This is a genomic window from Amycolatopsis sp. NPDC031561, from assembly GCF_055580625.1.
This window is the reverse complement of the sequence record NZ_JBVILA010000019.1, coordinates 128,204-136,386: the sequence shown is the minus strand read 5'-3', so window position 1 is coordinate 136,386 and position 8,183 is coordinate 128,204. Positions and strand designations below refer to the sequence as shown.

At 70.4% G+C, this 8,183-nt stretch carries 8 protein-coding genes; 5 read left to right on the top strand and 3 right to left on the bottom strand.

Features of this window, described 5'->3' with window-relative positions; translation table 11 throughout:
• The first annotated feature begins 402 nt into the window (after positions 1-402).
• The 5 genes from ACZ5IK_RS31010 to ACZ5IK_RS30990 all read left to right on the top strand — a co-directional run bounded on the left by ACZ5IK_RS31010 (position 403) and on the right by ACZ5IK_RS30990 (position 4,656).
• Positions 403-921, top strand: a complete 519-nt coding sequence (locus tag ACZ5IK_RS31010) for a MarR family winged helix-turn-helix transcriptional regulator (protein WP_465490948.1) — start codon at positions 403-405, stop codon at positions 919-921.
• An 18-nt stretch (positions 922-939) separates the two neighbouring features.
• Positions 940-1,530 (top strand): GNAT family N-acetyltransferase, encoded by a 591-nt coding sequence (locus tag ACZ5IK_RS31005; protein ID WP_465490947.1) that lies wholly within the window; start codon positions 940-942, stop codon positions 1,528-1,530.
• Positions 1,531-1,570: 40 nt separating this feature from the next.
• Entirely contained in the window at positions 1,571-2,521 is a 951-nt protein-coding gene (locus ACZ5IK_RS31000) for an arginase family protein (protein ID WP_101609118.1), read from the top strand.
• The gene (locus tag ACZ5IK_RS30995; RefSeq protein WP_465490946.1) at positions 2,508-3,098 is read left to right on the top strand and encodes a MarR family winged helix-turn-helix transcriptional regulator; all 591 of its coding nucleotides are present in this window, start codon (positions 2,508-2,510) and stop codon (positions 3,096-3,098) included. Before ACZ5IK_RS31000 ends, ACZ5IK_RS30995 begins: the two co-directional genes overlap by 14 nt.
• A gap of 109 nt (positions 3,099-3,207) precedes the next feature.
• The gene (locus ACZ5IK_RS30990; protein WP_465491013.1) at positions 3,208-4,656 is read left to right on the top strand and encodes an MFS transporter; all 1,449 of its coding nucleotides are present in this window, start codon (positions 3,208-3,210) and stop codon (positions 4,654-4,656) included.
• Here the strand turns inward: ACZ5IK_RS30990 and ACZ5IK_RS30985 are convergent.
• The 3 genes from ACZ5IK_RS30985 to ACZ5IK_RS30975 are packed head-to-tail and all read right to left on the bottom strand — an operon-like array spanning position 4,633 to position 7,855.
• A complete protein-coding gene (locus tag ACZ5IK_RS30985; RefSeq protein ID WP_465490945.1) occupies positions 4,633-5,364 on the bottom strand; it encodes an SDR family NAD(P)-dependent oxidoreductase in 732 nt (243 codons plus the stop codon). The two genes, ACZ5IK_RS30990 and ACZ5IK_RS30985, sit on opposite strands and share 24 nt — an antisense overlap.
• Positions 5,365-5,378: 14 nt before the next feature.
• On the bottom strand, positions 5,379-6,512 hold the full coding sequence (locus ACZ5IK_RS30980) for an ROK family protein (protein ID WP_465490944.1): 1,134 nt from the start codon (positions 6,510-6,512) through the stop codon (positions 5,379-5,381).
• Between the two features lie 2 nt (positions 6,513-6,514).
• On the bottom strand, positions 6,515-7,855 hold the full coding sequence (locus ACZ5IK_RS30975; protein ID WP_465490943.1) for an MFS transporter: 1,341 nt from the start codon (positions 7,853-7,855) through the stop codon (positions 6,515-6,517).
• Positions 7,856-8,183 lie beyond the last annotated feature (328 nt).

Genomic DNA, 8,183 nt, shown 5'->3' with positions numbered 1-8,183 from the left:
ACCCTCTTTTCTTGTTGTGGCTCCCCGCCACTCTTTTTGTTGTGTTTCGTTCCCCCCCCCCTCCCCCCCCCCCCCCACGGCCGCTCGGCATCGGAAGCGATAAAGGACGCCTTCACCCCGTCGCCGATCTCGTCCACGAACACGCGATTCGGGTTCCCATGAGGAGTACGGCGAACGTGTCCTGTCGGGTGACCTTCACACCTGGGATGTATCCAACGCACCGAAATCCACACGGTCGGTGCCCTAGGCCGGCGTCGCGCGGAGTCGCCGACCCCGCCACGTTCGCTTTAACCCTCAACAACCCGAATCGCTACTCCCCGCCCGCCCCGCCGCGCGACCATCGGCGGCGGGGCGGCGCTCCGCTCGAATTGTATGACTGCGTCAGTCATATATACTGGAGCCATGGACGACCGGACCGCGAACCTCTTCGCCGCGCTCGTCGTGGCGCTGTCCGACGAGCTCGAGGCGGGCAATACGCACGTCGCGGGCCAGTCGGCGGTCGGCACGGCCGCCCTCGCGACACTGCTGTCGGCGCCGGGAGCCCGGGTCGACGCCCTCGGCCGGGTCATCGGGCTCACCGGCTCCGGCACGGTGCGCCTCGTCGACCGGCTCGTCGCGGCGGATCTGGTCGAACGCCGCCGTGACACCACCGACCAGCGAGCCGTCTCGCTCTGGTTGACCGAGCAGGGGCGTGCCGCGGCCACGGAGGTCGTGACGCGGCGCCGCGAGGTGGTGGCCCGGGTCCTCGCCCCGCTGAGCGACGCCCAACGCGCCGTCGTGGCCGAGATCGTGGAGCCGGTGCTCGCTCATCTGGTCAAGGACCGGTCCCGCGCGGATCGCGTGTGCCGGTTCTGCGACTACTCCGTATGTCCCCCGGCCGACTGCCCCGTCGAAAGATCGGTGCCCGCCCTCAGTCGCTGATCGAGAGAGGAGCACATGATGAGCGCTCGACGCGTCGACGACGTGACGATCCACCCGGCCGAGAAAGACCGGTGGGACGACCTCGTGGAGGCGTTCGGCGACAACGGGGGCTGCGAGGGTTGCTGGTGCATGTACTGGCGAGTGTCCTCGGGACCCGAGTACGACCGGATGCGCGGCGCGTCCGCGCGAGCCGAGTTCTCCCGCCTGGTGCGCGACGGCGAGGTGCCCGGGCTGCTGGCCTACCGCGACAAGGCTCCGGTGGGTTGGTGCGCGGTGGCGCCGCGCCCCGCGTACGTGCGGCTGCGCGGTTCGCGAACCCTGCGCCCGGACGAGCCTGACGACTCCGGCGTGTGGGCGGTGCCGTGCTTCTACGTCAAGACCGGGCATCGCCGCCACGGCGTGGCCGACCACCTGCTCGCCGCCGCGGTCCGCCACGCCGAGCGGCACGGCGCGCACACCCTCGAGGCCTACCCCACCGATTCCGGGCATCGCCGCTACTCGGCCGGGGAGTTGCACATGGGCACCGTGGACCTGTTCGAGCGTCACGGGTTCACCGAGACCGAACGCCCCTCGCCGGGACGGGTCATCGTGCGGCGCGACCTGGCCTGATCCCCGGGTCCGCGAACCACTACGTCAGGAGGCAGACGGAATGCGAGTGATCGGTGCCCCGTTCAGTTCCGCGGGACGACTGGACCACGAGGCCCTGGCGCCGAAGGCGCTGCGCGACGCCGGGCTCGTCGAACGACTGCGCGCCGCCCTCGGGGCCGACGAGCCGGTCACCGACGGCGGCAACGTCGCCATCGGTACCTCGGCGGCCGTCGCCCACCGCGACGAGCCCTCGGGAGTGCGATCCCTTCCCGGACTCGAAGCCGTGACCACCGCCACGCGCTCCGCGGTGGCCGAGACCCTGCTCGCCGGTGACCGGCCTTTGGTGCTCGGCGGGGACTGCGCGATCCTGCCCGGCTGCCTGCGCGGGGCCCAGGACGCGCTCGACGACGACCGGATCGGGCTGCTGTTCATCGACGGCCACGAAGACGCTTGGCCACCGCACGAGTCCGACACCGGCGAGGCCGCCGACTCAGAGCTCGGGTTCCTGCTGGGACAGCATCGCGAACAACTGCCGGAGTCGCTCGAGTCGCAGTTGCCCGTGCTCGACGAAAGCGCCGTGGTCGCGTTGGGGCCCCGCGACGGCGCCGAGATCGCCGCCGGTGACGCGCCGTCGCTGGCCGAACGGATCCGGCTGGTCACGGCGCAAGAGCTCACCCTCGACGAGGACAGCGCCGCCGAACACGCCCGAAAGGCGCTGGCCCGCATCCGGGCCCACACCACGCGCTGGTGGCTGCACATCGACCTCGACGTGCTGTCGAGCGACGCCCTCGACGCGGTGAGCTACCCCCAGCCAGGCGGGCTGAGCTGGGACCAGCTCGGCGAACTCGCCACCGCCGCGCTCGGTGAGCCGGGGTGCGTCGGCATCACCGTCTGCGTCTACGACCCTGATCGTGATCCGGACGGAACGGGCGCGCGGCGCATCGTCGACTGGTTCGGATCCCTGGCTCGTCCTACTGGCCGATGCTCAAAGCCACCGGATGGGCGAACATGACGTCATGTTTACCGACACGGACCGCACCCTGAACCTGCTAGGCGCAGTCGTGACCGGAGTGCACGACCAACTCGTGTCCGCCGTCGAAACGGTGGCCGGCCGCAGTGGCGCGCTCGCGGCCACGCTGGCCATGACCGCTCAGTACGAAGGTCTCACCATGGGCACCCTGCAGCGATTCCTCGGCGTCAGCCGCCCGGCCACGATCCGCCTGGTCAATCTGCTCGAGAGCGACGGGCTCGCCGAGCGGCGCCATCTCGACGACGACCGCCGGACCACCTCGGTGGTGCTGACCGACGCCGGCCATCGCGAGGCGCGGCACATCCTCGCCGCCCGCCGCGCGGTTCTGGAGCAACTCCTGCCCGAGGCGAGCAAACAGGAACGCGTCGTGCTCGACAGCCTCCTCGAACGCATGCTGACCGCGATGATCACTCATCCGTCCCGAGGCTACGAGGTGTGCCGGCTCTGCGACGTCAGCACCTGCCCGCCGTCGCGCTGCCCGGTGGAAACCGCGGTCGTCGCCATGGAACCCGACGCCCCCGAGGGGCTTCTGAATTCGCCGAAAGACCCGTTGACCTGATCGGAGGGAGTCCGTCGTGCCGGAAAACCCCAGGGAAACAGCGACAGCGCATTCGAGCAGGGCCGGGCCGAGGGAATGGACCGGCCTCGGAGTCCTTGCCCTGCCGACGATGTTGCTCGGGCTCGACGTGACCCTGCTCTACCTCGCCCTCCCGGCTCTCTCTGTCGACCTACAGCCGACCAGCACGCAAGCGCTGTGGATCCTCGACTCCTACGGACTCGTGATCGCCGGGCTGCTGGTCACCATGGGCGCGATCGGGGACCGGCTCGGTCGCCGCCGTCTTCTCATGATCGGCACCGCGGCGTTCGGCCTCGTCTCGATCGTCGCCGCCTTCGCTCCCAGTGCCGAGATCCTCATCGCGGCACGGGCCTTGCTGGGCGTGGCGGGCGCGACGCTCATGCCCTCCTGCCTCGCCCTGATCACCAACATGTTCACCGACGTCCGCCAACGAGCACTGGCGATCGGCGTGTGGGCGACCACCTTCGCCCTCGGCATGGCCGCCGGGCCGCTCGTCGGCGGCGTGCTGCTGGAGTCCTTCTGGTGGGGCTCGGCGTTCCTGCTCGCGATTCCCATCGCGGCGCTCGTGCTCGTGACCGCGCCGGTGCTGCTGCCGGAGTATCGCGCCGCCGAGTCCGGGCGGGTCGACCTGGTCAGCGTCGCGCTCTCGCTGGGCGCGATCCTTCCCTTGGTCTACGCGATCAAGCACGCGGCCACCCACGGCTTCGACGCCCAGACCAACGTCACGCTGGTGGCCAGCGCGGTCTTCACCCTGGCCTTCGTCCACCGCCAGCGCCGTCTGAGCGACCCGCTGCTCGACGTCGCGCTGTTCACCGATCGCTCGTCCGGCACCGCCCTCGGTGTTCTCTTGGTGGGGCTCGTCGGTGTCGGCGGTGCGCTTTATCTGGTCACTCAGCACTTACAGCTCGTCGAAGAACTCTCCCCGCTGGCCGCGGGCGCGTGGATGGGCCCACCCGCACTGGCGATGGTCGTGGCCGCCATCGGCGCGCCCCTGCTCGCGCGGCGCGTGCGGCCCGGCTACGTCGTCTCGGGCACGCTCGTGCTGTCCGCCCTCGGCTACGTGCTGCTCACCCAGGTGCGCGGCCCCGACAGCATCGGCCTGATCGTGGGCGGATTCGCCTTGGTGTACCTCGGATTCGGCTCGGTGGGGGCGCTCGGCTCCGACCTGGTGGTCGGCACCACCCCCGCCGACAGGGCAGGCTCCGCCGCCGCGATGTCCGAGACCGTCCAGGAACTCGGCGTCGCCATGGGGGTGGCCATGCTGGGCAGCCTGACCACACTGGTGTACCGCGATCGGATGACCGGCACCGCCCCTGCCGTCGGCGAGAGCCTGTCCGGCGCCATGTCCACGCCCCACGTCTCCCCCGCGCTGCTGGCGCAGGCCAAAGAAGCGTTCACCAGCGGGCTCAACCTCTCCGCCGCCATCACCGGCGCCGCCATTCTCGCGCTGGCCGTCATGGCCGCGGTCGTGCTGCGGCACGTCCCACCGTCCGGCAGTTCAAGTCCCGCCGAGGTTTCAGAGCCGGTCAACTCCGGTTGAGCCCGGCTCGGGCAGAGCGGCGGTCATCGCGCCGTCCACGGTGACGGTCTCACCGGAGACGAGCCTGGCCTGATCGCTGAGCAGGAAGGCGATCACGCGCGCGACGTCGTCGGGCCTGCCGAGCTCCCCGAGTGGCTGCACCTCGGTCAGCGCTTCACGGGTGGCCTTGTCCTTCCAGCGATGCGCGTTACGCGGCACCATGACGAACCCGGGCCGGACGACGTTGCACCGGAGCCCGCGCGGTCCGAATTCCACGGCGGCCGCGCGGCCGAGAGCCTCCAGCGCGGCCTTGGCCATCGCGTACGGCGCCTGCCCGCCCCAGGCCAGGCCCGCGTGGATCGAACTGACCAGCACCGCGGCGCACGGCCTTCCGCCGGCGCGGGCGACCAGTTGCCGCAACGGTTCCAGCGCGGACACCGCGCCGATGTCCAGCACCCGTCGCAGCGCGTCCGGTGTCTGCTCGGCGAGAGGAGCGCGATGCTCGCTCAGCAGGCAATGCACCAGCCCGGTCACGCCGCCGAGCGCGTCGAACGCGGTGCCGATCACGGCCGGATCCGTTGCGTCACCACGGATCCACGGGATGTCGGCCAGTTCCGGCGGCGGTGGCACGACGTCCACCGCCGCGACCCGTCGTCCCTCCGCCAGCAGAGCATGGACGACGGCCGAGCCGATACCGCCCGCGCCGCCGAGCACCACCACGTCGTTCATGACCGTTCCCCTGCTCATTCGGCGGTTCCCCGGGTGAAGAAGGCGCGCACGACGAGTCCCGCCGCGGCGGTGACCAGCGGGTTGCCCGGTGACCGTGGCCGGGTCAGCGCCTCCGGCGGAGTCGTCTCGACGCGTTCGCGCACCGCGTCGAGCCATCGGTCCGACGGTGCGCCGCTGCCGCCGAGGATGATCATGCGCGGGCGCATCAGGTCGTACACCGTGTCGGCCACCAGAGCCACTTGGGCGCTGCGCGCTTCGAGGAGCCCGATCGCGACCGGATCCGTGTCCGCCAAGCGGATCAGGTCCGTCAGCGAGCTCGCCGTGAGCCCGGCGGACCGGGCCGCGGCGAGCAACGCCACGTCCGTCCCGCATTCGCCGAAGGGTCCGTGACCGCCATCGGTGAGGCCGGGCACGAGGATGCGGCCGAAGCCGCCTTGGACGATGCCGTCCGAGGACGTCCCCACCGGCCGGCTGAGGAACCCCGTCTCCGCGACGTTGCCGACGAACAGGTACGAAACCTTGTCCTGGCCCAGTCCCGCGCCGAAGGTGAGCTCGGCGCCCAGCAGGGCGCACACGTTCCCGTCCACCACGACGTCGAGCCCGGTCCGCTCACGCACCACGTCGGCGACCCCGACGTCGGCCCATCCCAGCACGTCGTTGCGCACGACCCGGCCCGCCACCCGGTCCACCTCGCCGCCGACGGCCACTCCGATGCCCAGCACCGGTCCCGGCGCGGAGTCCGCCAGCCCGGCCGCCAGTTCGGCGGCGCGGCTCAGCGTGGCGGCGCTGTCCGCCGGATCACGGTTCTCGGTCTGTGTCCGGACACTGTGACCGGCAAGGTCGATCAGTCCGACCGTGGTCCGTTCGAGGCCGAGGTGCACGCCGACCGCGTACCGGCCGGACGGGTTCAGCTCCACCGGCACCCGGGGCCTGCCGACCCGGGTGGACTGCTCGACGAGTTCGCGAACTATTCCGGCCGACAGCAGAGGTTCGATGATCCTGCTGACGCTGCCGTGGTTGAGGGACAGCTCCTTCGCGATGTCGCTGCGCGCAAGCGGACCACGCTGGACGAGCAGTTGGAGCACGGCGGCCGTGTTGGCCTGCCGGGCCTGGCGCGGCCGGGTTCCGCTGAGGGCTGGGTGGTTCATCTTCACGCCGGCTTTCCGGACTCGACACTGTTGGTTTCCTCGAGCTCGACACCCGTGGTGGCCAGCCATGGCGACACCAGCACGATCACCGCGCTGATCAAGAACGCACCGGCGTACCACGCGACGATCGTGATGCCGTGCTTCTGCGCCAGCATGGGCGCGAGGAAGACGTTGAGCGCGATCGCGAGCCGGGTCACGCACTGGGCGATACCGGATCCCAGCCCTCGCAGCGAGGTGGGGAACGCTTCGGTGCTCCACACCCACGACAACACGCCCGGGCCGAACCAGGTCAGCATGGCGTACACGACCCAGAAGGCCACCAGTCCGACGCCGGCCCGCTCGCCGGTGAACGCGATGCCCAGCCCGGCGGCGAACACGCCGAGACATGTCCACACGCCCAGCCAGCGGCGGTTGATCCGGTCGATGACCAGGGCGCCGAGCGCCACCGCGATCAACCCCACCACGAAACCCAGCAGCGAGAAGTACAGCGTGTTGGACACCCCGATGCCCGTACTACTGATGATCAACGGTCCCGCGACCGTCGCCACCGCGCCTCCGAAGGCCTGGATCGCGAAGAACGCCGTGACCGTCGCCAGCCGCCGCCACGCACCGCCGGACAACAACATCCGGTAGCTCCGCTTCTCGACGACCTCGCGCTTCGGCGGCTCCAACCCCAGGGCGTCGTAGATCCGCTGCGCCTCCTCCTCGCGGCCGCGCGCACTCAGCCACCGAGGCGACTCCGGCAGGAACTGCCTCGCCACCAGCACCGCGGCCGCCGGGAGCGCGGCGAGGCCGAAGAGCCACCGCCAGGTCTCGTCACCGAACAACGGCTGGAGCGCCAGCGCGCACAGCACCGACGAGATGGCGCCGCTCAGCCACATCATGTTGGGCAGGCTGCCCGCGATCCGGCCCCGACGGGACTTGGGCGCGATCTCGGTGAGAAACGCGTGCGAGGTCGGGATGTCCATGCCCACCGCGACACCGAGCACGAACCTGGCCGCGACCAGCTGCCACACCTCCTGGACGAACGCCGCGGCGATGGACGCCACCACGAAGAACACCAGGTTGATCATGAAGATCACCCGGCGGCCGAACCGGTCGGACAGATCACCGAAGACCACCAGGCCCAGCGCCGTACCCACGAACGCCGCGGCGGTCACGAGCCCGACCTGGAACGCGGTGAGCTGGAAATACGGCTTGAGGAACAGCACGGCGGCGCCGATGACGAGCAGGTCGTAGCCGTCGATGAACTCGCCGAACGCGACCAGCCTGCTGGTCCAGTTCCGCACGAACCGCGCCCGCCTCGGCGACATCGACGGACTGCGCGCCAGATCCGACACCATCGGGATCCCCCTTTTTGTGCGACGAACACCAAACTAGTGATCGCACGGGTCCCCGAGGACGGTTTCGACGCGTTGAGGGACGATTGGCCAGGCGAGAGGGGCCGAAAAGGCAAGTCGAAGGCTGCGGGAGCAGGCTTGCCGTGAGGGCAATACGGGTTCCATTGGGAGTGACGTAGATGTGTCGTGCTCGTGCCGACTCTCGGTGTATCGGCCTCAGGGCGGGTGTCGGGGAGGGGAAGGTTGGGGGGGTAGAAGGTGGGAGGGGGGGTTTTGGGGAACCAGGGTGGGTGGGTGGTTGGGGTGGGGGGGGGGGGGGGATGTTGGTTTT